The sequence below is a fragment of the Caproicibacterium lactatifermentans genome (assembly GCF_013315815.1).
Taxonomy (GTDB): domain Bacteria; phylum Bacillota; class Clostridia; order Oscillospirales; family Acutalibacteraceae; genus Caproicibacterium; species Caproicibacterium lactatifermentans.
Window position 1 is genome coordinate 781,574 of sequence record NZ_CP046051.1, and the last position, 22,404, is coordinate 803,977.

Annotated in this window: 21 protein-coding genes and 2 tRNA genes; 21 read left to right on the forward strand and 2 right to left on the reverse strand. The window is 43.2% G+C overall.

All coding sequences use genetic code 11. The features are described 5' to 3' along the window. Positions 1-50: 50 nt before the first annotated feature. Positions 51-638, reverse strand: a complete 588-nt coding sequence (locus tag GJQ69_RS03800) for a cytidylate kinase-like family protein (RefSeq protein WP_174192980.1) — start codon at positions 636-638, stop codon at positions 51-53. 585 nt (positions 639-1,223) lie between these two features. On the opposite strand from GJQ69_RS03800, the gene GJQ69_RS03805 reads away from it, so the two are divergent. The 5 genes from GJQ69_RS03805 to GJQ69_RS03825 all read left to right on the forward strand — a co-directional run bounded on the left by GJQ69_RS03805 (position 1,224) and on the right by GJQ69_RS03825 (position 4,971). Continuing rightward, the gene (locus GJQ69_RS03805; protein WP_157658948.1) at positions 1,224-2,483 is read left to right on the forward strand and encodes a 5-bromo-4-chloroindolyl phosphate hydrolysis family protein; all 1,260 of its coding nucleotides are present in this window, start codon (positions 1,224-1,226) and stop codon (positions 2,481-2,483) included. A 59-nt stretch (positions 2,484-2,542) separates the two neighbouring features. After that, positions 2,543-3,679: a toxic anion resistance protein gene (locus GJQ69_RS03810; protein WP_404352886.1), complete on the forward strand. Its 1,137-nt coding sequence runs from the start codon at positions 2,543-2,545 to the stop codon at positions 3,677-3,679. Positions 3,680-3,723: 44 nt separating this feature from the next. After that, a complete protein-coding gene (gene metA / locus GJQ69_RS03815; RefSeq protein ID WP_174192982.1) occupies positions 3,724-4,668 on the forward strand; it encodes a homoserine O-acetyltransferase MetA in 945 nt (314 codons plus the stop codon). A 105-nt stretch (positions 4,669-4,773) separates the two neighbouring features. Next, positions 4,774-4,849 (forward strand) — tRNA-Thr (locus tag GJQ69_RS03820). 38 nt (positions 4,850-4,887) lie between these two features. Beyond that, positions 4,888-4,971, forward strand: a tRNA-Tyr gene (locus tag GJQ69_RS03825). A 439-nt stretch (positions 4,972-5,410) separates the two neighbouring features. On the opposite strand, the gene GJQ69_RS03830 is transcribed toward GJQ69_RS03825, so the two are convergent. Then, positions 5,411-5,707 (reverse strand): helix-turn-helix domain-containing protein, encoded by a 297-nt coding sequence (locus GJQ69_RS03830; protein WP_174192984.1) that lies wholly within the window; start codon positions 5,705-5,707, stop codon positions 5,411-5,413. Between the two features lie 1,578 nt (positions 5,708-7,285). On the opposite strand from GJQ69_RS03830, the gene GJQ69_RS03840 reads away from it, so the two are divergent. From GJQ69_RS03840 to GJQ69_RS03915, 16 genes are all read left to right on the forward strand, one after another. Beyond that, positions 7,286-7,990, forward strand: a complete 705-nt coding sequence (locus GJQ69_RS03840) for a sugar transferase (RefSeq protein WP_174192986.1) — start codon at positions 7,286-7,288, stop codon at positions 7,988-7,990. A 59-nt stretch (positions 7,991-8,049) separates the two neighbouring features. Beyond that, positions 8,050-9,501 carry a hypothetical protein gene (locus GJQ69_RS03845; RefSeq protein WP_174192988.1) on the forward strand — a complete coding sequence of 484 codons (1,452 nt, stop codon included), beginning with the start codon at positions 8,050-8,052 and terminating at the stop codon, positions 9,499-9,501. A gap of 112 nt (positions 9,502-9,613) precedes the next feature. Then, complete coding sequence (locus GJQ69_RS03850; protein ID WP_174192990.1) at positions 9,614-10,339, forward strand: YveK family protein; 726 nt, start codon at positions 9,614-9,616, stop codon at positions 10,337-10,339. Then, a complete protein-coding gene (locus tag GJQ69_RS03855; protein ID WP_174192992.1) occupies positions 10,323-11,066 on the forward strand; it encodes a CpsD/CapB family tyrosine-protein kinase in 744 nt (247 codons plus the stop codon). The genes GJQ69_RS03850 and GJQ69_RS03855 overlap by 17 nt, the downstream gene beginning before the upstream one ends. Positions 11,067-11,079: 13 nt before the next feature. Beyond that, complete coding sequence (locus tag GJQ69_RS03860) at positions 11,080-11,787, forward strand: CpsB/CapC family capsule biosynthesis tyrosine phosphatase (RefSeq protein WP_174192993.1); 708 nt, start codon at positions 11,080-11,082, stop codon at positions 11,785-11,787. 1 nt (position 11,788) lies between these two features. Continuing rightward, a complete protein-coding gene (locus GJQ69_RS03865; RefSeq protein ID WP_174192995.1) occupies positions 11,789-12,262 on the forward strand; it encodes a VanZ family protein in 474 nt (157 codons plus the stop codon). 7 nt (positions 12,263-12,269) lie between these two features. Continuing rightward, on the forward strand, positions 12,270-13,070 hold the full coding sequence (locus GJQ69_RS03870) for a hypothetical protein (RefSeq protein WP_174192997.1): 801 nt from the start codon (positions 12,270-12,272) through the stop codon (positions 13,068-13,070). Further along, entirely contained in the window at positions 13,067-13,750 is a 684-nt protein-coding gene (locus GJQ69_RS03875; protein WP_174192999.1) for a class D sortase, read from the forward strand. Before GJQ69_RS03870 ends, GJQ69_RS03875 begins: the two co-directional genes overlap by 4 nt. 11 nt (positions 13,751-13,761) lie before the next feature. Further along, a complete protein-coding gene (locus tag GJQ69_RS03880; RefSeq protein ID WP_174193001.1) occupies positions 13,762-14,667 on the forward strand; it encodes a hypothetical protein in 906 nt (301 codons plus the stop codon). Between the two features lie 27 nt (positions 14,668-14,694). Further along, positions 14,695-15,798: a glycosyltransferase family 1 protein gene (locus GJQ69_RS03885; protein ID WP_236849733.1), complete on the forward strand. Its 1,104-nt coding sequence runs from the start codon at positions 14,695-14,697 to the stop codon at positions 15,796-15,798. Between the two features lie 60 nt (positions 15,799-15,858). Next, positions 15,859-17,112: an O-antigen ligase family protein gene (locus GJQ69_RS03890; protein ID WP_174193003.1), complete on the forward strand. Its 1,254-nt coding sequence runs from the start codon at positions 15,859-15,861 to the stop codon at positions 17,110-17,112. Then, the gene (locus GJQ69_RS03895; protein WP_174193005.1) at positions 17,109-18,329 is read left to right on the forward strand and encodes a glycosyltransferase family 4 protein; all 1,221 of its coding nucleotides are present in this window, start codon (positions 17,109-17,111) and stop codon (positions 18,327-18,329) included. Before GJQ69_RS03890 ends, GJQ69_RS03895 begins: the two co-directional genes overlap by 4 nt. Before the next feature lie 15 nt (positions 18,330-18,344). Further along, entirely contained in the window at positions 18,345-19,460 is a 1,116-nt protein-coding gene (locus tag GJQ69_RS03900; protein ID WP_174193007.1) for a glycosyltransferase family 1 protein, read from the forward strand. Positions 19,461-19,472: 12 nt separating this feature from the next. Beyond that, positions 19,473-20,483: a glycosyltransferase family 2 protein gene (locus GJQ69_RS03905; protein WP_174193009.1), complete on the forward strand. Its 1,011-nt coding sequence runs from the start codon at positions 19,473-19,475 to the stop codon at positions 20,481-20,483. Between the two features lie 250 nt (positions 20,484-20,733). After that, the gene (locus tag GJQ69_RS03910; protein ID WP_174192708.1) at positions 20,734-21,255 is read left to right on the forward strand and encodes an HTH domain-containing protein; all 522 of its coding nucleotides are present in this window, start codon (positions 20,734-20,736) and stop codon (positions 21,253-21,255) included. A gap of 2 nt (positions 21,256-21,257) precedes the next feature. Further along, positions 21,258-22,319, forward strand: coding sequence for an IS3 family transposase (locus tag GJQ69_RS03915; protein ID WP_174192710.1), 1,062 nt, complete (start codon positions 21,258-21,260; stop codon positions 22,317-22,319). Positions 22,320-22,404 lie beyond the last annotated feature (85 nt).

Here is a 22,404-nt window from a genome sequence, read left to right on the forward strand (position 1 = left end):
TGCAGCACTTTTGCCGCAGGGCCCGGATGCTTTTTAATTAAATGTATGCTTTACAGCAGGGATGCCGTGTGTGCCAGCAAATCTACGCAGCGGTCAATTCCCCAGTAGGAGCTGTTTAAGGAAATATCGTAGTTTTCCTGGTTTCCCCATGCCTTTTCGGTGTAGCAGCTGTAGTATCTGCGGCGTTCCTGATCGCTTTTGCGAATCATCAGCTGGGCGTCCTGTGCGGAAAGATTGTGCAGGCGGCGAATGCGCTGAATACGGTCCTGCAGCGGAGCATGAATAAATACCCGCAGCAGACTGACATCATCGTCCAGCAGAATCACGTCGGAACAGCGGCCAATGATAATGCAGTCTTCCTGGTGCGCAATGCGGTGAATGATTTTTGCCTGTGCAACGAACAGTGTGTCACTGTTGGAAAGGCCAAAGTAGGTTTTACGCTCATCTTCCGGAACAGCACTGTCGTAGCGTTCATCGGAAGCTTTCAGCGTGTCCACACTCAGCCCGCTTTCTTGGGCGGCGCGGGTGATGAGCTCTTTGTCATAGAAAGGCAGGCCAAGTTTTTTGGCAAGCTTTTCGCTGATTTCATGGCCGCCGCTGCCAAATTGTCTGCTGATGGAAATAACATGATGTGACATCAAGAAAACCCCTTTCATGGTCCAACTCTGGAGATAGATTGATTATACAATAAATCTGACGAAAATGCACGCATTTTATGAAATTGATATACAAAAAGCAGCTGCCGGTTTTTTACAATCAGCAACTGCTTTGTTGGTATAGGAGTTTAAAAAAAGGAAGAAAATTATGAAAAAGTGTATGAAAAGTCCCCCACTGGGGAGCTTGTAATCTTTGCCGTGCGGAAAGGCACGGCGGGGAGAGGAAAAAAGTTATGAAAAGTCCCACGCTGGGGAGCTTGTAGTTTGTCTGTGCACCTGTCGGTTCGGTATTCCGTCCATTCCGAAGGTCTGCACAGTGTATATCAGTTGGAATCTTTTATTCCTGTTCTCTTGGAACAATTCTAGTATATTGAAATTTTATGTACAGAATTTTAATCACAGCCGAAGATTCGGTCAAGTTTACGTGAAGAAAATGTGAACCCTTTCCAGAAAAGATTCAAAAAACTGTGTGCCCGTGAAGTTGTCATTTTTCTGCCTATGCGCTATAATAAAAGAAATTATGCATTGCGGCATATGCCGCACAAGCAGGGCCTTCCGGAGGGTATCATGGGGAAGAAGGATTATTCTAAAATAGGACAGGAAATCAGCCACGCAGTACGGGAAGCCATGCGTGCGGCTGATTTTGAAAATATCGGACGTACCGTAGAAGATAATGTAAAGGGTTTTGCCGATGACATCAATGAAGTTTTCGGCGGGCCTGGCAGCGCCGGACATCGTCCGCCGCACCCGTATGCGCCGCCGACACCGCCGAAGGGGACACCGGACAACTGTCCGCCAAATGGGCAGAGACCACCGCAACAGCCTATTCGGCCCTCTTATTCTTCGCCCAATCTGCACAACAGCCGAATTCCGGGTGCAATATCCGGCATGACATGGGCGATAGCTGGTCTGGTCATGGGTGTGCCGCTTTTGATTGCGGATATCGCCATGGTGGCGGCCGCGGCTACGGGCATGGTGGCTTTTTCGGAGTTCATGGTTGCCGGGGCGGTTACGTTTTCTATGACAGCGGCGGCTTTTTTTGCTGTGGGGCACGGTATCCGCAAGCGCCGTCAGGTCCGCCGTTTCCGGCGCTATCGGGATGCACTGGACGGTGCCGCGTTTGGTATGGTGGACCAGCTGGCGGACTCTGCCGGCGAAACACATGAACGCGCCGTGAAAGATTTAAAGAAAATGATTATGGACGGCGTTTATCCGCAGGGACATCTGGATAAGGACCAAACCTGCTTTATGATTGATGATGAAACATATCAGGCATATCTGGACGCGGAGAAAAACTACAACGCCCGTGAAGAGGCTGCAAAAGAAAAAGAGGAAAAGAAAAAAGAGAACCCGCAGCAGGCACAACTGGAGGAAGTTCGGCAGGAGGGAAATCGATATTTGCAGGAAATTCAGGCTGCGAATGATGCGATTCCAGGAAAAGAAGTATCCGCCAAGCTGGACAAACTGGAACAGGTCACCGGCCGTATCTTTCAGTGTGTGGAACAGCACCCGGAGAAGCTGCCGGAAATTCGCCGGTTCATGCGCTACTATCTGCCCACGACCTTAAAACTGGTGAAATCTTATCAAGAATTTGATACACAGCCGGTGCAGGGTGAGAATATCACGAAGGCAAAACAGGAAATTGAACGCTCGCTGGATACCATCAATACTGCTTTTGCAAATCTGTTGGACAGCCTTTTTGCAAATGATGTACTGGATGTTTCAGCGGATATTTCCACATTGGAAACCATGCTGAAACAGGAGGGACTGACCGGCAGCGACTTTACCCCAAAGCAGCCGAAAATGGAGTCTACGGAAGAAAAATAAGAGTCCGGCCGAACACGTCGTGAACGATGTGATAGGAACAAGGAGGTCACAATATGGATATGGAACAAAATAAAATACCTACTCCAGAACTGATACTGGACCCAACGCCGTCACCGGCTGCACCCGACCTGCAGACAGCACCGCAGGTAAACATGGCGGCCCAGCAGGTACCAAAGCCGCAGCTGAGTCCAGAAGAGCAGAAAATGGTGGACGACTTTGCAACCAAAATAGATCTGACCAACAGCAACCAAGTGCTGCAGTACGGTTCCGGTGCGCAGAAAAAAATGGCCAATTTTTCCGAAAGTGCGCTGGAAAATGTGCGCACTAAGGATTTGGGCGAGGTCGGCAAGATGCTTTCCGGCGTGGTAACGGAACTGAAAAGCTTTGAAACGGACGATAAGGATAAAGGTCTGTTTGCCCGCTTTAAACGCAGCAGCAATAAGATTACTGCCCTGAAAGCACGCTATGCCAAAGCGGAAACCAATGTGGACCAAATCTGCGACGCACTGGAAGAGCATCAGGTGAAGCTGCTAAAGGACATTTCTGTACTGGATAAAATGTATGAGGTCAATAAGACTTACTTTAAGGAACTGTCCATGTACCTGATTGCAGGCAAGAAAAAGCTGGAGCAGGTGCGTACACAGGACCTTCCCCAAATGCAGGCAAAGGCACAGGTGTCCGGTCTGCCGGAGGATGCCCAGTCTGCCAATGACCTTTCCAACATGTGTACACGCTTTGAAAAGAAGCTGCACGATTTGGAGCTGACACGCATGGTCGCCATTCAAATGGCACCGCAGCTTCGCTTGGTGCAGAACAATGACCTGCTGATGAGCGAAAAGATACAGTCTACACTGGTGAATACAATTCCTCTGTGGAAAAGTCAGATGGTTTTGGCACTGGGCGTGGAACATTCCACCCAGGCTGCCAAAGCACAGCGGGAAGTAACGGATATGACCAATGAACTGCTGCGTAAGAATGCAGATACCCTGAAGATAGCTACGGTTGAAACGCAGAAAGAATCTGAGCGCGGTGTCGTTGATATGGAGACGCTGCAGCATACCAATGAAACGCTGATTTCTACACTGGATGAAGTCATGCAGATTCAACAGCAAGGCCGCGAAAAGCGCGCACAGGCAGAACAGCAACTTGGCAAACTGGAAAGTGACCTGAAGAACAAGCTTTTGCAGCTGCGCTGACAAACGGCCGCAACCCATTTTGTATTTATCGGGAGGCGCCTTTCTTGCCCATTAAAATACCAAATTCACTGCCGGCTCGCTCCGTACTGGAAAACGAACATATCTTTGTCATGACGGAACGACGGGCTTTACATCAGGATATTCGTCCGCTGCGCATTGCGCTGGTGAACCTGATGCCAACAAAAATTACGACGGAAACGCAAATTTTGCGCTGCCTTGCCAGTACGCCCCTGCAAATAGAGGTTGATTTGGTGCAGACCGTCACACATAAGTCTAAAAATACGCCGGAGGACCATCTCCTGCGTTTTTATGAGACGTTTGACGACATTAAAGACCGTGTTTATGACGGCTGCATCATCACCGGTGCACCGGTGGAACTGATGAAATATGAAGATGTGGATTACTGGCCGGAGTTATGCCGCATTTTTGAGTGGACTAAGACCAATGTCCATTCCACTTTCCATATCTGCTGGGCGGCACAGGCCGGACTATATTACCATTATGGAATTCCCAAGTATGTTCTGCCCAAAAAGCTGTTCGGCGTTTTTCCACATTATGCACTGAAGAAAAAATCCCGTTTGTTTCGGGGCTTTGACGACGTTTATTGGGCACCGCATTCCCGCCAGACAGAGGTCCATGCGAAGGATATTGAAAAGGTGCCGCAGCTGCGCATTATGTCCGTTTCACCGGAAGCAGGTGTGCATATTGTTAGTGACCAGGACGGCCGCCAGTATTTCGTCATGGGTCATTCGGAATATGATACGGAAACGCTGGGGCAGGAGTACCGGCGTGACTTAGAAAAAGGCGAGCCTATTGCCATGCCGAAGCACTATTATCCCGGTGATGACCCTTCCCGTGCGCCTGTTAATAATTGGCGTGCGACCGGCCAGCTGCTGTATACCAACTGGCTTAACTACTTTGTGTATCAGACAACACCGTTTGACCTGCGCACAATGGGAAATGACTCTTTGGACTGCGCTATGCTCTAAAAAACAGCACAGACGTTTTTTCTAAATTAAAAGCAAAAAATTACAAAAAATGCTTGACAAATTGAAGAGTATCCTTTATAATATATACTTGTCAGTCAGAGATACGCTGGCGTAGCTCAGTTGGTAGAGCAGCTGATTTGTAATCAGCCGGTCGAAGGTTCGAGTCCTTTTGCCAGCTCCAATCTGACGGACAAGGCAGCTGCTGGTTGGCTGCGATATGGAGGAGTTCCCGAGTGGACAAAGGGGACAGACTGTAAATCTGCTGCTTCGGCTTCAATGGTTCGAATCCATTCTCCTCCACCAAAATGTTCCACGATAACAAGGCCAAGCAGTTTCCTGCTTGGCCTTGTTATCGTTGGGGGCAGACATCATCATAAGCTTTCAAGGTTCGGATTGAAAAGTAAAAAATGAAGCGGCTCACAACCTTGTGCGAAAGGTGTGAACCGCTTAATGTATGAAGTAAATGCTATAATGAAGCATAAACTGCATTTCACAAGTCATAATGGTTCTCGTAAACCTTTATGGCGCAAGGTTGCGGGATGTCTTCCAAACATTCCGCACCTGTGAGTGTAAATTATTTTTTACTTCTTTTATTATACCATTATATGGCATGATAATTTGGTAAGAATTTACATCCTTCCCTTTTGGGAAAGCTCTTTCTTTTATATACCGCTTTTGTACACAAAAAGGAGTCCGACATTATGTCGGACTCCTCTGATTATGAAGATGGTTTTTGAATTTATTATGTCGGAATTACTTGAGAAGAAGCTAATATCCCGGCTACATTTTTTGAAGCATAATCCTTAGCATCTGCTATAAGTGATTTATCATTAGAGTTGGCTCGACCACGGCGTTCCACATATAGCCCTTCTGGTCCTTCTTCCAGATAAATTCGTTCCCATTGAGCAACGCTTTTATGGTCAGACACGTGAAACTGCCGCGCTGCTTCACTGTAACTGAGTTTCTCTGTTTGCATAGCTTCTACAACCTGCTGTTTGAATTCTCCTGTGTATCGTTTCTTTGCTTTACCTTTTGGCATAAAAACACCCCATTTGTTTTCAGTATATCATACTGCCTAACAAATGGTCTGTTCCGAGCCTTCATTCCCAAGGGCGCATCTGTTGAGGACTCCTCTCAAAAGTACATCCTGTCCGCCGCTGACGATCTGAACGGGCTGCCACGCAAAAAACTCGGCTACCGTACCCCGGAGGAACTGTTTGAAGTGTTCCTTGATTCTGTTTTCGCAACCTGACGGCTGTGGCAACCACGCCCTCGACGGAAGCCAAGGCTTCTATCTCGTCCGTGGTTCTGATTAACTAATTTTTACTGTGCGGGTGTCCAACTTGCACTTGCAATTTGCGGCATAGTTAAAGCTGAAAGTCCAGTAATTCATGGCTTTCAGCTTTTTATTATGTCAAAATAATGTCAAAATAAAATGTACCCTATTTTTGAGTCATTGGGATTCTCATTCTTTGAATGTCTTAGACACCATTCATTTTACCGGAATCCCAATGACTTTTCTATACCCTTTTTGCCATTTCAAAATTGCGAACTTTTTTATTATATGCTAGGGGGTGCGGACACAAAATTGCTTGCCATTACAAAGGCGTATAAGGCTTATCTTCTATAAAATGATGTTTTACAACAGATCAAATTCAGTTGACGTGCGGAAAAACATTTTTCGCAATCACTGAAAATCATACGGTAACAAAAAAATGGCCTAATCTATAAATATTCATAAAAACGGTTGAACATTGTAAAAAAGCAGACTATATAATAAAAAACAGGTGGTAAAAAATGGGGGAATCAAAGATCGTTTATTTTATACTAAAGGAAAAAAGTGTATAAGGCTTGTCCCCTTTCAATGATGTTTTACGATAGAACAAGGACCCATAGAAAACAGGCGCTTTCTTTACCTATTGTTCAGTGGGCACTTATTTGTGCAGGATAAAATCCGGCAGATACTTGGAAAATGACTGATCTATACAGTTGTAATTATTGACAACAGATGGGGAAATGTAGTACAATATGACTGTTACTGTATGGAAATAGAGATAAAACAGGGAAGAAATGCCCCCAGAAATAAACTGAATAAATAAAGAAAAAACATGAAATAAGTCGCGACATTCAAATATATTTAAATAATTTTCAACTTATTTTTTTCGCTTTATTTGGAATAAACACAGTTGTAATTATTGACAACAGATGGGGAAATGTAGTACAATATGACTGTTACATGGAAATAGAGATAAAACAGGGAAGAAATGCCCCCAGAAATAAACTGAATAAATAAAGAAAAAACATGAAATAAGTCGCGACATTCAAATATATTTAAATAATTTTCAACTTATTTTTTTCGCTTTATTTGGAATAAACACATGGTTGTAATGCCAGCCCAAAATCCAAGAATCATTCCAACAATGAATTTCATCTTCTACCCTCCTGTGAAATGACTATTTTTTATTATATATCGAACTTAGTTTGGACGGATATAAGCAGATTATAATAAAAAGTGTTTATATAAATCGTCGAACGACCGGTTCTCTATTTGTTAATTGGGTGTATATCATCACAATAGGAATGGCTAAGACAGAGAAAAATGGAAGGGAAGAGAAAGATGAAATCCGAAGAGGCGCTATTTAACCCTGACTTTGCAAAGGACAATGCAAAAAAAGAACGAAAGATATGTTTTGCTTCTAAAAGCCGAGTAAAACAACGACGGCTGTATTTTGCAGTTAAAAGAGTGATGGACATTGTACTAAGTTTGCTTGCCCTTATTTTACTTTCCCCATTGTTTTTAATTGTTGCCATTCTGATTAAGGCTGACAGCCCGGGACCAGCCTTTTATATTCATAATCGTGTAGGAAAAAACGGCAAAACATTTCGAATGTATAAGTTCCGAAGTATGTGCGTAGATGCGGATCGGTATCTGGGTAAACTAGCTGCACAAAATGAGCGGGAAGGCCCGGCTTTTAAAATAAGTGATGACCCTCGTATTACGAGGGTGGGACGGGTGATTCGCCGCACTTGCATAGATGAATTGCCGCAGCTGCTGAATATTTTGAAAGGTGATATGAGTATTGTAGGTCCACGCCCACCTCTGCCGGCGGAAGTAGAGCAGTATACACCTTATCAATATCAGCGGCTAGCTGCAAAGCCAGGGCTTACCTGCTATTGGCAGACACATAAAGGTAAAGTATCTACATTTAATGAATGGGTTGGGCTGGATATCAAATACATACAAAATCAAAACTTTCGAGTGGATGCAAAGCTTATTTTGCAGACGATTACTTTTGTCCTAAAAAACAAAGGAGATGAGTAAGCAGTATCGAGAGGATAAACGCTCTAAGCGAAAAACAATTGAACATAGGAGGAAAAAACATGAAGAAAACCAGCACAGGCGGGCGCATTGCAGCAGCTGTACTGTCTGCGGCCATGACGTTTAGCTGCTTCGGCGGTATGACAGGTGGTGCCTTTGCAGCAGATTCCAATACTGTTGACAATCGTTTACAAACATCTTTCACCAATTTCTTTAATAGTGAACTGAAGACGATGAAGAATGATAGTTCTATCTATGCTACACAGGGCGAAACAGCTATTGAATTGGTAGCATATAACCGCCCGTTTAAAGTATCTAATAACGGGACAACCGTATCTTCAACTGGCATCATTGATGAAGGCATTCAGTTAAAGCATCCCAATGGTGCAGAAACATCTGTGAGTGGTGACGGTCTCAACCAATGTATTGCAAATGCTATCAAGATAGCACCGGACTTCCCAAATGATTCTGCACGCACTTCGGACATTGCCGGTATTTTGAATACTACAACATATAACAATAAAGGCCTTCGTGCTTACATGACGGAGTCTGGACATGAGAATGAAGGTACAACAGCAAACTCTGCATGGTATGGTTATGCGCAGGAAGTTAAGAAAACAACGGCTTTCGCGGGCATGATAAACCGCTATTTTAAGTCTGCTATGCTGCCAAACTGTACACTCGGGGAAGCACTGAGTGGTGTTTCAGACAACGACAGCGAGAATCTCAAAGATTATTTAGGTGCAATAGAAAAATCAACCGCTTCTGATACAAAACTTAACCAGATTTTCAGCGATGAAGTTGTAGAAACCTGCGTCAAAAAGGCACTTGACAACTCTGACACCTACAAGAAGTATTATGATGTCAATGCAAAGATAGCGGAAGCACTTAAAAATGCTTATAAAACGTCCTCTCATCCCGGCGGTGGCGGTGGAACGACTACTACACCGGTGCTCACAACAAAGGTCACCCTGAACGACGGCACAACCCGTACGGTAACGGAAAATGACACTTTGCAGATTCCAATTTCGGGCACCTATTACGTCGACTTTTCGTCCACAGAAAAGATGGACCAGTTCAACTACACAACCGGCAACGGTAATACGATTTATACAGGAACTAAGACGAAGTGGAACGGCACCAGCGGCCATTATAGCGTATATGCGCACGGCAATATCGGCGATAAAACTGGCGTTTATATCAATGGCAAGTGTGTCTTTAAGCTGCAGATTATTGCACGTCCACTCTTCTCTGATACGACCTGTGATGTTCATGTGGAACCTGGCAAGACATATGTATTTTATGTAAAGCCGAAAAACGCATATAAGAACTACACTTTCACCACAGCCAATGGAAATGTCCTGCAGACAAGCATAGTCAAAGGACTATATCCGGATAAAAATGGTAGATATTTCTGCCGTGTTAAGGTTACAAAGAAGTACAGCGGCATGGTTGGTGTCTATTGCCAAATTGACAATATGAATTATAAATTGTTTGCAGTTGGCTGTAAATAATTACATTCCATTACACAATCACTGTGCGGGCAGTATGAATCATGAAACTGTCTGCACAGTGATTGTGCTTTTATAAGTATTGACATTTTCAATAAAAGGAAGAAATGATACAATGAATGAAACGACAGAACTCGATCTGCACAGAATCCTGTTCATTTTTCGGCAGCGCTGGAAATGGATACTTTCTGGGTTCATCATAGGACTGGCACTTATGTTTGTCACCTCTAGTTTTTTAATACCCAAAAAATATACCTCCTCAGTTTCTCTCTATGTTAACAACAGCCAGCAGAAAGCCACATCGCAGGATACCGTTAATCAAGATGACTTGAATGCTTCACAGCAGTTAGTTAATACCTATATTGTCATTTTGGAAGACGACCGAGTCATGCAAAGCATTGCCGACAAGCTGAGCAAGCCGGTATCGGTGGGGCAGATGAAGAAAGCGGTCCACATGGAATCCGCCAATAAGACAGAGGTTTTATCTATCTCGGCTGAAACAACCAATCCGGAGTTATCCGCTGAAATCTGCAATACAATCGCAGATGTCGCCCCAGATGTACTGAAACGGGTTGTAAAGGCTGGGTCTGTGGAAGTAATCGGCAAGGCAACGCCGGCATCGTCACCGTCATCGCCAAATGTTGCAAAGCAGTCAGCGATAGGCGCTCTGATTGGTTTGATGATTATGATTATTGTATCCTTGCTGGCAGAAGTGTTGGATACAACGATTAAGGGTGAAGAAGATGTGAAAAAGCGGCTAAATATCCCTGTACTTGGCGAAATACCTCATCTAGAAAATCAAACTCGTGCAGGAGGTAAAACTGATGAAGCTAAGAAATAAAAAGCATACTTTTGAGAATGAGGTGTCCAATAGGCTAAGCAGTCATACAAATTTCCATGCTGAAGAAGCTTATAAAATCATTCGGACAAATTTACTGTTTACTTTGGCATCTGCCAAAAATAATATTATCTTGGTATCAAGCCCAGAAGCGGCCGCCGGCAAGTCTATCACCTGCGCCAATTTGGCCATTTCCATGGCACAAACAGGGAAAAATGTCGTCCTCATAGACGCGGATATGCGAAAACCTGTTCAGCACCGTATCTTTGAATTCGCCAATACGGATGGCCTTTCAACCATTTTAAGCAAAACCGCCGATGCAGATAAAATACTTCACCACTATAAAGACACATCTTTGGATGTTATTTCGGCTGGCCCAATACCACCTAATCCGGTGGAATTGCTGAGCTCAAAAAATATGCAGGATTTCCTTGACAGCATTTCTGGTGGTTATGATTACGTTTTTATTGATACACCGCCAATCAATATGCTGTCGGATGCATTGGTACTGGAACCATATGTCAGCGGCACTGTTTTAATTGCAAGACAAAATCAAACGACATATGACTCACTGCAAAAGACAATTGACAGTATAAAGAAAGTAAATGGTACGGTGCTGGGCGTTGTTATCAATGATGTCCGGGAGAAGAGTAAACCATACAGCTCCTATTACTACGGCTCTTATGGAAGCTGTTATGGAAGCTATGGCGATGGCCCTTCTTCAAAATAAAGGGGATTTGACAATGTGGACAGACTTTCATCTGCACGTTCTTCCACAGATTGATGATGGTGCATCCAGCATCGAAATGTCTATAAAAATGCTTGAAGCGTTAAGCCGCCAGCAGGTCGATTCCGTCTTTGCAACTCCCCACTTTATCTTGCACAATACCGACATCCACACATTTGTACAGGCAAGGGAAAATGCTTATCAGCAGCTAACAGGCAGCCCACTATTTCGTCCAAATTTGCCGGCCGTACAGAAAGCAGCTGAGGTTGCCATTGAGCCGGATATTTCAAAACAGGATTGTCTTCCGCTCTGCTACGAGCATCTTTCAGCTATTTTGTTGGAATTGCCTAGCAGGGGATATAAAAGCTGGGTGCTGCAGGAAATTGAAAACATCCGTTATGGTTTCAAGGTACTTCCCGTTTTGGCACATCTGGAAAGGTACCTGTGGTATGAGCCGGAAGATATAAAAGAACTTTTAAAGATACCAGGCCTTGTTGTACAGATAAACGCCAGTGCATTTGGAAAGCGTGAAGGACGGAAATTGATAAAAGAACTATATGAACAGAATGCTCCGGTCATAGTTGGAACGGATTCTCATAACTGCGGCTCAAGGTGTCCAAACCTCAATATCATGGAAGCAACCATTCACAAATATCGTTTTAAGGAATGGGAACCATGGCTGCAAAAAACAAAAGAATGGTTCCTTTCGCAGAAGCGGATATGATATGAAAAAACGCATTTTCTGGGTTCTATTATTGGGAGCTTGTCTGGCCGCTATATTCTTCTTTTCAAGTCAAAATTATTATCAGACAAATAACACAAGCGGCAAAATTTCCATGGTAATCGTTCAAATTGCTAAAGACGTGGGCGCTGTACCGGCGGGAAGCAGCACAGCTTATCAAGCGGTAAACGTCTGTATTAGAAAGATTGCACATTTTACTATTTTCTTTCTGCTCGGTGTAAACATCAGCATGATTGTGTGGACCTTTGGCCACCTTTCAAACAGCAAAAGGCTTGTGATTTCTTTAGCTGCAGGATTTATATGCGCCTGTGGAGATGAATTTCATCAGCGGTTTGTTATGGCAAGAACTTCTTCATTCCGTGATGTTTGTATAGATACGGCGGGTGTGCTGTTGGCAGTCTTCATTGTCCGTTCTGTGGAACATAGAAAGCACTCCAGCTATCCTGGTAAAGGGTGATATAAGGATGAAAATGAAATTGAAAAGAATCGTTGCAGCTGCACTTGCGGCCATGGTTTTCATGAGTGCGGCAATTCCATCATATGCGGCTTCAAAAGGTGAAATTATGGCTGAAATTGAGGCCGGCGTGGTTGTGAATGGCCGAACGATATATGCTCCTAATAAGTATGTAGCTATGGCACAGAGCTATTTGAATTCTCACAACCTTACGGATGCGCAACTCACCCGCATCTTGAATGCCGTTCAGATTGTCAAGGTTAAAGTAGCAAAAAAGCTATCGGAGAAAGAAAATGCTAATTCACAGGTAAATTCGTCATCAGTAAACAGTGCTGTCAATCATAATGGAACAACCAGCGGCCAGCCAGCTGGAAGTGCATCCACTACAGCATCCAGTAAAGCATCGATGACGGGAACAGCCAGTGCAGACAGTTATGCTGGTACCCCCAAGATAAATACAGGCTCTGCGTTGCCTTCAAAAACAGATGATGCAATTATAAAAAGCTTTGACTTTGGAAACAAAAATCTCACGACACAGCAGCGGCTTGCACTTAGCAGTGCAGTGGTGGAAGTGGCAGAAGCAGCAGGTGCTACCGTAACGACAAATGGAGACAACGTTGTTATCGTCGACAAATATGGAAATACATACAATGTTGAACAAGCGAATCCTATTAAGGATACGGGAATTCATTATTCATGGATACCGGCCATTCTTGCTGCTTCCAGTATCGTTGTGGTTGTCATTGGAAGTGCGTGTGTGTTTATTTGGTTAAAGAAAAAGCGTTTGAATGCAGGTGGGGAATCAATATGAAAGAGAGTCATCATAGTCATGTTCGTTTCCGCAACATCGTGAAGTTTATCGTCACGCCGCTGCTGTTTTGTGCGATTGCGGCTTCTCTAATTATAGTTGTAGCGAATCCTATTATAAAGCCGTACACAGATTTATTTCAGGTGACGTTTTTGCAGAAGCCGCCTACGTTTAGTGGTGGAATATCTAACATTTATCAGAATAATGGCCAAAGTGAATTGACCAAATCAAGCATGAAGTCTCCCAACGATATGCCGATTCAAGGACAGCAGATAGGGACACTTACAATCCAGAGTGCAAAAATTGATACTCCCGTCATATATGGTGATGATACGCAAAACTTAAAGAAGGGCGCCTGCATTTATGTAGGCAGCGGTCTTCCGGGGCAAAGGCGCACAATCTTAATCAGTGGGCATGTTGATACCGTGTTTTCCTCTTTAAAAAGCGTCAAAACGGGCGACTTGATTAAAATTAAAACCACTTATGGTGATTATGAATATCAGGTGACAGGCCAAAAATCCGCCAAGGACACAGATAGCAAGGCTATCAATCTGCTTAAAAAAGAAGAAAACCTGGTTTTGTATACTTGTGACCGTTCCAGTAACGTCGTCGGTTTAACGTCACAGAGGTATTATGTTTATGCCAAATATGTGTCTGGAAAGCAAATTAGCTCCGCAGGATGAAAGGAATTGCCATGTCAAGAAGAATACAACATCATTCACGAGTGAAGACGGTAATGTCATACATTCTTTCATTTGTTTTGTGTCTGTTATTTATCTGTCTTTCCTTATGTGCCGTTTTTCAGGTAACTGTTCCAAATGAAAATTTTTTGCAGCGTCAAATTGTTCAAAGCAAGTACAGTCAATATGCGCTTTATGCCGTACAAAATGAGCTGACATCCTATGGACAGGCGAGTGGTTTTGACCAGAACTTCTGCAAGTCGTTGGTTAGCGAGCGCGAAATATCTTCCGATGCCAATCAGCTTGTAAAATCCATTTACGAAAATAGAACCGGACCTGACTATGATGCTAAAGAAAAAATATTTTATAGCCAGTTTGCGAAAAATGCCGAAAAGCGGAACATCCAAATGACTGAAGAAAATAAGCAGGCAATCAAGGCTTTGTCACGGGTTTGTGCAGAATCTTATCGGAAGCATGTATCTTTTTCGGCGCCGGTGGTATCAGCGATGCGTTCTCTGATACCAAAAGCAAAAAAATTACTCGTTCCGGTTGAAGCAGCGTTAGGAATATTGGCCGTTATTATTCTTGTTTTGCTTTACAATATGCATCATAAAAGGCACTTCTTCAGATATTGTATCTTTGCAACCAGTGGAGCGGCGCTGCTGTTTTTTGCTGCCGGAATAGGTGTTTTGTGTTCCGGGAAAATAGAATGTGTGGGTATTGTCGAGCAGTCCTTGTATGAGTTAGTGGTAACCTGCCTACACCAGATTGTATTCGGCACGTTGATAGCGGCAGCTGTTTTGGCGGTGTTCACGGCAGTGCTTACCATTGCCTATATTCTGCAATGGCAGAAGCATACGGGCAAGAAACATGATAGTCAGCATAGCCCAGGTGTATATGATGGAAAACTGTTAATATAATATACAATTTTAAAAGGATGACAATCAGTGAATAGCAGACCTGTACGAGTGGCGCAAGTGATGGGACGTATGATGGCTGGCGGCGTGGAATCAGTCGTAATGAATTATTACAGGCATATGGATCATAAAAAAGTACAATTTGATTTTATTGTCAACAATGATTCAACAGTCATTCCTTATGATGAGATTTCTTCTTTAGGCGGACACGTTTATGAAATTCCTTCATATAAACATATTTTTAGATATACGAAGGCTTTGAAAATATTATTTCAGAAAAACCATTATCCTATTGTACATTCCAATATGAACTCGCTGAGTTTGTTCCCCCTTTATGCTGCGAAAAAAGCAAATGTCCCTGTCCGTATTGCGCATAGTCACAGTACATCGAGTCCAGGAGAAACGAAAAAGAATATCCTCAAAAATATATTAAGATCTTTTTCAAAAGTATATCCAACGCATTACTGTGCCTGTTCAACACATGCGGCGAATTGGCTGTTTGGAGAAGATTTTTGTAAAACGAATCCTATACGGATTGTTAAAAACGCCATTGATCCGGATGATTTTACATACAACCCCGACATAAGGAAACAGAAGCGAAATGAGCTTGGAATTACGGACCAATTTGTTGTGGGGCATGCTGGCCGAATGTGCTTCCAGAAAAACCAAACGTTTTTATTGGATGTTTTCGCAAGGGTACTGGAATATCATCCGCGTTCTCTTCTGCTGTTGGTAGGGGACGGCGATATGCGGCCACAGATTGAGCAAAAGACGAACGAATTGGGAATAACCGATAAAGTCATTTTCACCGGAGTCCGAAAGGACGTCAATGAGCTTTATCAAGCAATGGACGTATTTGCTTTTCCATCCAACTATGAGGGGCTGGGCCTAGTTGCGGTTGAAGCGCAGGCGGCAGGCCTACCTGTTGTTGCCTCTGAAAAAGTCCCTGCTGAAGCAAAAATATGTGAAACAATGGAATATTGTCCTTTGCAGGAAACCACAGAAAGATGGGCACAAAGGTTACTTGTACATTCGAATGATATACGAAAAGACAGAAGGAAAGATGTGTCGGCAAGTGGATATGATATTCACTGTGAGGCAAAAAAGCTGCAGGATTTTTATCTCAGTCTATAAAATTTCTTTTATTCCATTCAACAGGGCAAGTAAAAAGAGAGTTACAAGGATGCTTGGTAAATGAATTCATTTTTATTTTTCATATCTATGGCGTTTCCTAAAGCCGGAATACAGATTGCTTCTGTACCACTCACAATTTCTACTGTATTATTGGCATTATCCGCTTTTAAAAATATAAACTATATATTTCCGGCAATGCGCAAAGTAAAGGGACTTTTAACTTGCTATGCAGTTCTATTTTTTGCGCTCATCTTTTACTGTATTTTCAATCTTGGAGATATTCCGCCCTTTGCTTTGGCTGAAGTGCTGGTCTTGCTTGGGTCACCTTTAGCGATAGCGGTGACCTATCTCATGGAACCAGAAAAAGCGTATAAGATGATATGTGTGGCAATCATGATTACCAGCTTATATGCTGCCGTACAGTGGGTGGCCGGAATTACGTCCACGGCAATTCCGGGAATTACATATACGAAAGGGCAGAATATTACAGAAAAGCCGATTGGATATGGGTTTTCGGACAATGCAGAATCAACAAAAATGATATCGACCTATCAAAACGGAAATGGATTTGGTTTGTTTTTGTCTATGGCTTTTCCGTGCTTGCTGTGCTGGAAACCGACTATGCCAAAATGGCAAAAAATCAAGATTGTATCGCTGCTTATGGCGGTTGCGGGAATCATTCTTTGCGGTTCACGTTCTGTGCAGATTCCATTCATATTAACATCGCTTTTCATGTTTGCCAGTTATCAGCAAAACAAGTCACTTAATAGTAAAATCCAATTTTGGATGATACTGTTTGAGGTGGCACTAGCCTTTGGGGCGTTCATTTACATCTTTTTCCCTAAAGTCGCAAATCAATTTTTTGACAGACTTGTAATACAAACTTCCAATGACACGACAATGGCAGGACGAACAGGGCAATGGGCTGCAATCAATGAAACCATTAAAAATTATGACACGCCTACATTTCTAAGATTTTTAGCGATTGGGAAACCTGCATTACAGGAAGGCGGGGGAGAAGGATTACCAGAATTTTTAATCCACTTTGGTCTCATTGCGACAGTCGCATTTTTTGCAAGTTTCATTACACTGCTTGTCGCCTGCTGGAAAAAGGCACGGCCAATGTCGTTTGGCATCCTATGTGTCATTATGATGTATTGTGTAGACCAGGCTTACTATTATCCGCCAACATTGATGCTTTGCTTTATGTTTACGATGCTTTCGCTCAGATACCAGGACAAAAAAGCTACAGTACGGAGTCATGCAGAGAATGAAACCAGTAAAACTTCTGAAAGGTGCAGTGATTTACTTTGAATATAGCATTCGTTACATCTGGCTATCTGCCGGTGCCTGCGGTGATCGGCGGCGCAGTTGAGTCTTTAGTCGATTATCTCATAAAGATGAATGAAAAATACCACAAAGCCAATTTTACCGTTTACAGCATGTATGATGAAAGAGCGGAGAGAGAAGCAAGCAAACAGCACAATTGCAGATATAAATTCATTAAAACTCCAGACTTTATAAAAGCAGGGGACAAGGCCATTTATCAGATAGTCAAAACATTTTTCAAGAGCAAGAATGCAAAACAATACAGATATATTTTACAGCGGCTATGGTTTTTTAAAAAAGTCAGTGCGGATTTAGCGGTCAGCAATTACGACAAGTTGATCCTTGAAAATCACCCGACTATTTTTATGGTGCTAAAAAAACATGGAAATGCGCAGAGATACCTAGGTAAGTGCTATTATCACCTACACAACGAAATAACAAACGATTTCGGCTGTAAAGAGCTGATGGGGCAGGTACATAAGATTATAACTGTCAGTAATTTTATCAGTCAGTCGATTTCAACATATCTCGGTGGGCTGCCACGGAAAAAGACAGTGGTGCTGCGTAACTGTGTGGATGAGAAACGCTTTGGAAGTGCTGCGGCACAGAAAGACGGCAAAATATGGCGTGAAAAATTCGGCATCAAATCAAATGAAATTGTTTTTCTTTTCTGCGGCCGTGTTACACCGGAAAAAGGCGCTAAGGAACTCATGACGGCTTTTTGTAAAGCGGATGTACCGAATACAAAACTGATAGTGGCAGGCGGCTATTTTTATGGAAGCGGAGTAAAAAGTGCCTATGAGCAGAAACTTTGCTATATAGCAGAGTCTTCTGGAAACAAAATCGTGCTGACAGGTTTTATCCCGTATAATGACGTACCGGGCGTTTATGCAGCAGCAGATGTGGTATGTATACCTTCTGTGTGGGATGACCCAGCCCCGTTGGCAGTGATAGAACCTTTGGCTTGTGGTCTTCCGCTAATAACGACGCTTTCTGGCGGCATACCGGAATATGCAAATGATAAATGCGCACTGCTTTTGCCGCGCGATGGGAAGATAGTCGACAATTTAGCAAAAGGCATTCAGTATCTGGCTGAAAATCCGGAGGCAAGAGAGAGAATGGGAAAAGAAAGCCTGAGAGCAGCAGAAAAACTTACTTTGGATAATTATTATCGTAATTTTATGAACATTCTTTCAGAATGAGGAAGTGACAAGCACATGAAACAGATATTGATAACCGGCATGACAACGAATACAGGCGGCGTTGAAACGTTTATACTCAATTATGTACAACGACTGTATCAGAAAATCCATTTTGATTTCTGGTGCAACAACGCGCAATGTGCTTTTGAAGATAAATTAAAAGAATTGGGCTGTGAAGTCTTTCACGGCTGTGCTTACGGCAAGGACCCACTGCAGGCACATAAAGATACAAAAGCATTTTTTAGAAGAAATGCCGGGAAGTACAGCTGCATTTGGGCCAGCAAGTGTATGCTTAGCAATATCGATGATTTGAAATTCGCCCAAAAATACGGAATACCAAAACGGATTATTCACAGCCATAACTCCGAAAATATGGAAACTGGTACGAAGGGCCGCCTCATGACCATCCTGCACAATAGGAACAAAGCACAAATCGATAAGGTGGCAACGGATTTTTGGGCCTGTTCAAAAACCGCTGGCCGTTGGTTTTATTCTTCCGAAATCATGAATAGTGAGAAATTTCGTGTAATCCCGAATGCCATTGATACCGAAAAATATAAATTCAATACACAAAAACGTGCGGAGGTTAGGAAACTTCTTGGCATCAAAGACAATGAAACAGTCATTGGCTTTGTCGGGCGTTTGCAGTATCAGAAAAATCCGCTGTTTATGCTGCAGATATTCCATGCGTATCACGAAGGCAATCCCGCAGGGAAGATGGTAGTGGTTGGTACGGGATCGCTTGCAGAAGAATGCAAAGCGTATGTAAGGCAGTCTGCACTTGAAACTTCTGTGCAATTTCTTGGTGAACGGAACGATGTAGCTGACCTATACCAGGCGATGGATGCTTTTTTACTTCCTTCTCGTTTTGAAGGCTGGGGCATTGTATTAGTAGAGGCTCAGGCCGCAGGACTTCCTTGTGTTGCTTCAAGCAATGTGATTCCTCCAGAGGTTGATTTGACCGGACTGGTTGACTTTGTAAACCTCGATTTACCTATCAATGAATGGCGGGATGAATTGGATAAAGCTTTGAAAAAAAGCAGAAGCCCGGAAGCTATTGAAAAAGTCGTTAGTGCTGGTTATGATATAAATCATGCTGCAAAGGAATTGGAAGTATTCTTTTCAAAATGAGGAGACGGATGAATGAAACCATTAGTAAGTGTGATTGTCCCTGTTTATAAAGTGGAAAAATATCTAAATAAGTGTGTCCAAAGTATAGTCAATCAGACGTATACAAATCTTGAAATTATACTTGTAGATGACGGCTCACCGGATAACTGTCCACAGATGTGTGACGATTGGGCAGAAAAAGACTCACGCATAAAAGAAATTCACCAAAAAAATTCTGGCGTTTCTGCCGCTCGTAATGCTGCATTGGATATCGCCAACGGAGAGTGGGTGGCATTTGCTGATAGCGATGACTATGTGAATCCAGAGTGGATTGAGGTATTATTACGAAATGCCATGCAAAATGGTTGCGAATTGTCTATCTGCAGTGTTAACTTTATATATGATAAAGATTATGTTGGGATTAGGGAACGACTATCAAAGGCGGCTAAGGCTCTAACTATTTGGAGCAAAGTGGAAGCTATCCATAACGTCCTTTCATCAAATGATATTCAGGGATTTTCGGTTAATAAACTTTTTAAACTTCCAATTATTCGCAAGAATCATATTCAGTTTAATACGAAGATTACGATAGCTGAAGATTTACTTTTTGTTTGTACTTATCTGCAATATTGTACAAAAATTGTGTATACATCAGAAGAAGAATATACGTATGTTCAACATACTATGAGCGCGCTGCATAAAGAATTGTTTTCTAAAGAATACAATGCGAAATGGTTAACGGTATTTACTGTTTACCAGGAAATTGACAAAGTTATTTCTCAAGATGATACAATGTCAAAAAATATTTTGAATGCATGCAGAGTCCGGGTTGCTTCTACACAATCAAAACTTATGTTTCCATATCCCAAATGGAAGAGAAAACGTAAGGAGTTGCAGCAGTATGTCCGTGCCCACTTAAAAGCTTTTTTGAAAAGTGACCAATATTCAACTAAAACTAAGATCGGTGTTTTAATTTCCGCGTGGTTCCCAGGTTTAGGTTACTTGGAAATCAGAAGAAAGTTCCCTATTGATAAAAATGAGTGAGGGGATAATCGTGAAACCACTAATAAGTGTTGCGGTTTGTCCAAAAATAGGGCTAATGTGATCCGTACCCCGAAATTTGGACAGTCATTGATTGAAATTCGAGAGTGTGAAATCAAAATCATCACACAAATCGCAGAGTTGGAAATCAAGTTTTCGGACAGATAATATAGTTTGCATCCACAGACCGGACAGATAATGCTATAATATCTGTATTTGAAATCATTTCTCTCTGCAAAAGGAGGAATTATCAATGGCAAACAGCAGTAATCGTGGGGGTTCACGTCCTGGTGCAGGCCGTAAGAAAAAGAATCCTGACGGCACATATGAGCATGCTGCGTTCTCTGCAGAACAACTCAAGGAACTCACGGACTCGCCTCATGTGGCATATGTCTCAAGCAAAACAGTGTCATACACAAAAGCTTTTAAAGATGCAGCTTGGCAACGGTACTGCGATGGGGTCGATCCGATACAGATTTTTTCTGAGGTCGGCCTCAACCCGGAGACATTAGGACGTGCACGCATTCTCGGCTTTTTTAAGCTTCTGCGGCAAGCAAAAGGACGTGGCCTCGAGTTTACCGAAGGAAATGATCCTTATCCGGATGACAACGAGGATGCACCTCCACTGCCAGCGCCGCCTCGTAGGGCAAACAAAGGGCATCCTCCATTGATGAGCGAGTCAGAAATAAACCATCTCGCTGCGAAGGTTGCCTACATGTCCCAAGAGATTGAGTTTATAAAAAAAATTATATTTGCGGAGAAGAAAGGGAAATAGCCATGTATATGAATGGTTCCCCAGAAGTCCGCTACCGCATCATAAATGAAACCATTAGCCAGGATGACAATCTTCTGAATATTTCTTATCTTTGTGAAATAGCAGGCGTATCTCGTTCGGGATTTTATTACTGGCGTGGACATCAGACCGAGCGGACAGCATCCGATGAGGCCGATCAAAGAGACTTTGACCTCATTGTGGCTGCATACAATTTCCGCGGATATTCAAAAGGCGCACGCGGTATACACATGAGACTGCGGCATCAGGATCCCCCGGTGCTTATGAACACAAAGAAGATTCGCAGACTGATGAAAAAGTATCACCTCGTATGTCCGGTACGAAAGGTAAATCCGTACCGCAAGCTCGGCAAGCGTCTACAGGAAAACAGGACAGCTCCGAACATACTAAACAGACAGTTTAAGTCATTTGGACCGCGCACTGTTCTGCTGACGGACATTACATATATTCCGAGACCGGTACACCGAGATAGCAGCCAACGAGCTTACTATTATTCATACGTCTGTGTGATCATGGACGCATTCACAAAAGAAGTTTTGGCCTGTACCTGCAGTAACTCCTGTGATACAGATTTCGTCTTGGACACCGTAAATCAACTGATGGAAAAGCATGGGTCTGAACTTCACACGGACGCCCTGATCCATTCAGATCAAGGATGCCAATACACCAGTTCTAAATTCGTTGCCATTCTGAATGATTACAACCTCCGTCAATCCATGTCCCGCAGAGGAAATTGTTGGGACAATGCACCGCAGGAAAGCCTATTTGGACACATGAAGGATGAACTGCCACCGGTTGGATCTTATGGACATGCAGTAATTGCTGAACGTGTTTACGCTTGGATTGAGTATTATAACAACGACCGGTATCAATGGAGCCTTGCCAAGCTCTCGCCGTGTGAGTACTACAAGTTTGTCATGACGGGAATTTATCCGTTGGATACATTTGGGGGCGCTGCCCCCAACCCCCCGGAGTTTAACGCTTTTGTTTCCGGGAAAGGCAAAGAAAAAGACGAAGCCAAAGCTCCGCCTTCCCCGCAAACCTGACAGCCCGCTCGGGTCGCTCTCCAGCGTTGCCCTATCCTGTCTGTCAGTAAAGCAGGAACATTATATCACGGATTCAGCTTTCGGA

Excerpts from the sequence above, each read along its gene's own strand:
- GJQ69_RS03880 (WP_174193001.1), top strand. The coding sequence starts at position 13,762 with ATGTCAAGAAGAATACAACATCATTCACGAGTGAAGACGGTAATGTCA.
- GJQ69_RS03840 (WP_174192986.1), top strand. The coding sequence starts at position 7,286 with ATGAAATCCGAAGAGGCGCTATTTAACCCTGACTTTGCAAAGGACAAT.
- GJQ69_RS03860 (WP_174192993.1), top strand. The coding sequence starts at position 11,080 with ATGTGGACAGACTTTCATCTGCACGTTCTTCCACAGATTGATGATGGT.
- GJQ69_RS03875 (WP_174192999.1), top strand. The coding sequence starts at position 13,067 with ATGAAAGAGAGTCATCATAGTCATGTTCGTTTCCGCAACATCGTGAAG.
- GJQ69_RS03910 (WP_174192708.1), top strand. The coding sequence starts at position 20,734 with ATGGCAAACAGCAGTAATCGTGGGGGTTCACGTCCTGGTGCAGGCCGT.
- GJQ69_RS03845 (WP_174192988.1), top strand. The coding sequence starts at position 8,050 with ATGAAGAAAACCAGCACAGGCGGGCGCATTGCAGCAGCTGTACTGTCT.
- GJQ69_RS03805 (WP_157658948.1), top strand. The coding sequence starts at position 1,224 with ATGGGGAAGAAGGATTATTCTAAAATAGGACAGGAAATCAGCCACGCA.
- GJQ69_RS03830 (WP_174192984.1), bottom strand. The coding sequence starts at position 5,707 with ATGCCAAAAGGTAAAGCAAAGAAACGATACACAGGAGAATTCAAACAG.
- GJQ69_RS03855 (WP_174192992.1), top strand. The coding sequence starts at position 10,323 with ATGAAGCTAAGAAATAAAAAGCATACTTTTGAGAATGAGGTGTCCAAT.
- GJQ69_RS03890 (WP_174193003.1), top strand. The coding sequence starts at position 15,859 with ATGAATTCATTTTTATTTTTCATATCTATGGCGTTTCCTAAAGCCGGA.
- GJQ69_RS03865 (WP_174192995.1), top strand. The coding sequence starts at position 11,789 with ATGAAAAAACGCATTTTCTGGGTTCTATTATTGGGAGCTTGTCTGGCC.
- GJQ69_RS03905 (WP_174193009.1), top strand. The coding sequence starts at position 19,473 with ATGAAACCATTAGTAAGTGTGATTGTCCCTGTTTATAAAGTGGAAAAA.
- GJQ69_RS03810 (WP_404352886.1), top strand. The coding sequence starts at position 2,543 with ATGGAACAAAATAAAATACCTACTCCAGAACTGATACTGGACCCAACG.
- GJQ69_RS03915 (WP_174192710.1), top strand. The coding sequence starts at position 21,258 with ATGTATATGAATGGTTCCCCAGAAGTCCGCTACCGCATCATAAATGAA.
- GJQ69_RS03900 (WP_174193007.1), top strand. The coding sequence starts at position 18,345 with ATGAAACAGATATTGATAACCGGCATGACAACGAATACAGGCGGCGTT.
- GJQ69_RS03870 (WP_174192997.1), top strand. The coding sequence starts at position 12,270 with ATGAAAATGAAATTGAAAAGAATCGTTGCAGCTGCACTTGCGGCCATG.
- GJQ69_RS03850 (WP_174192990.1), top strand. The coding sequence starts at position 9,614 with ATGAATGAAACGACAGAACTCGATCTGCACAGAATCCTGTTCATTTTT.
- GJQ69_RS03800 (WP_174192980.1), bottom strand. The coding sequence starts at position 638 with ATGTCACATCATGTTATTTCCATCAGCAGACAATTTGGCAGCGGCGGC.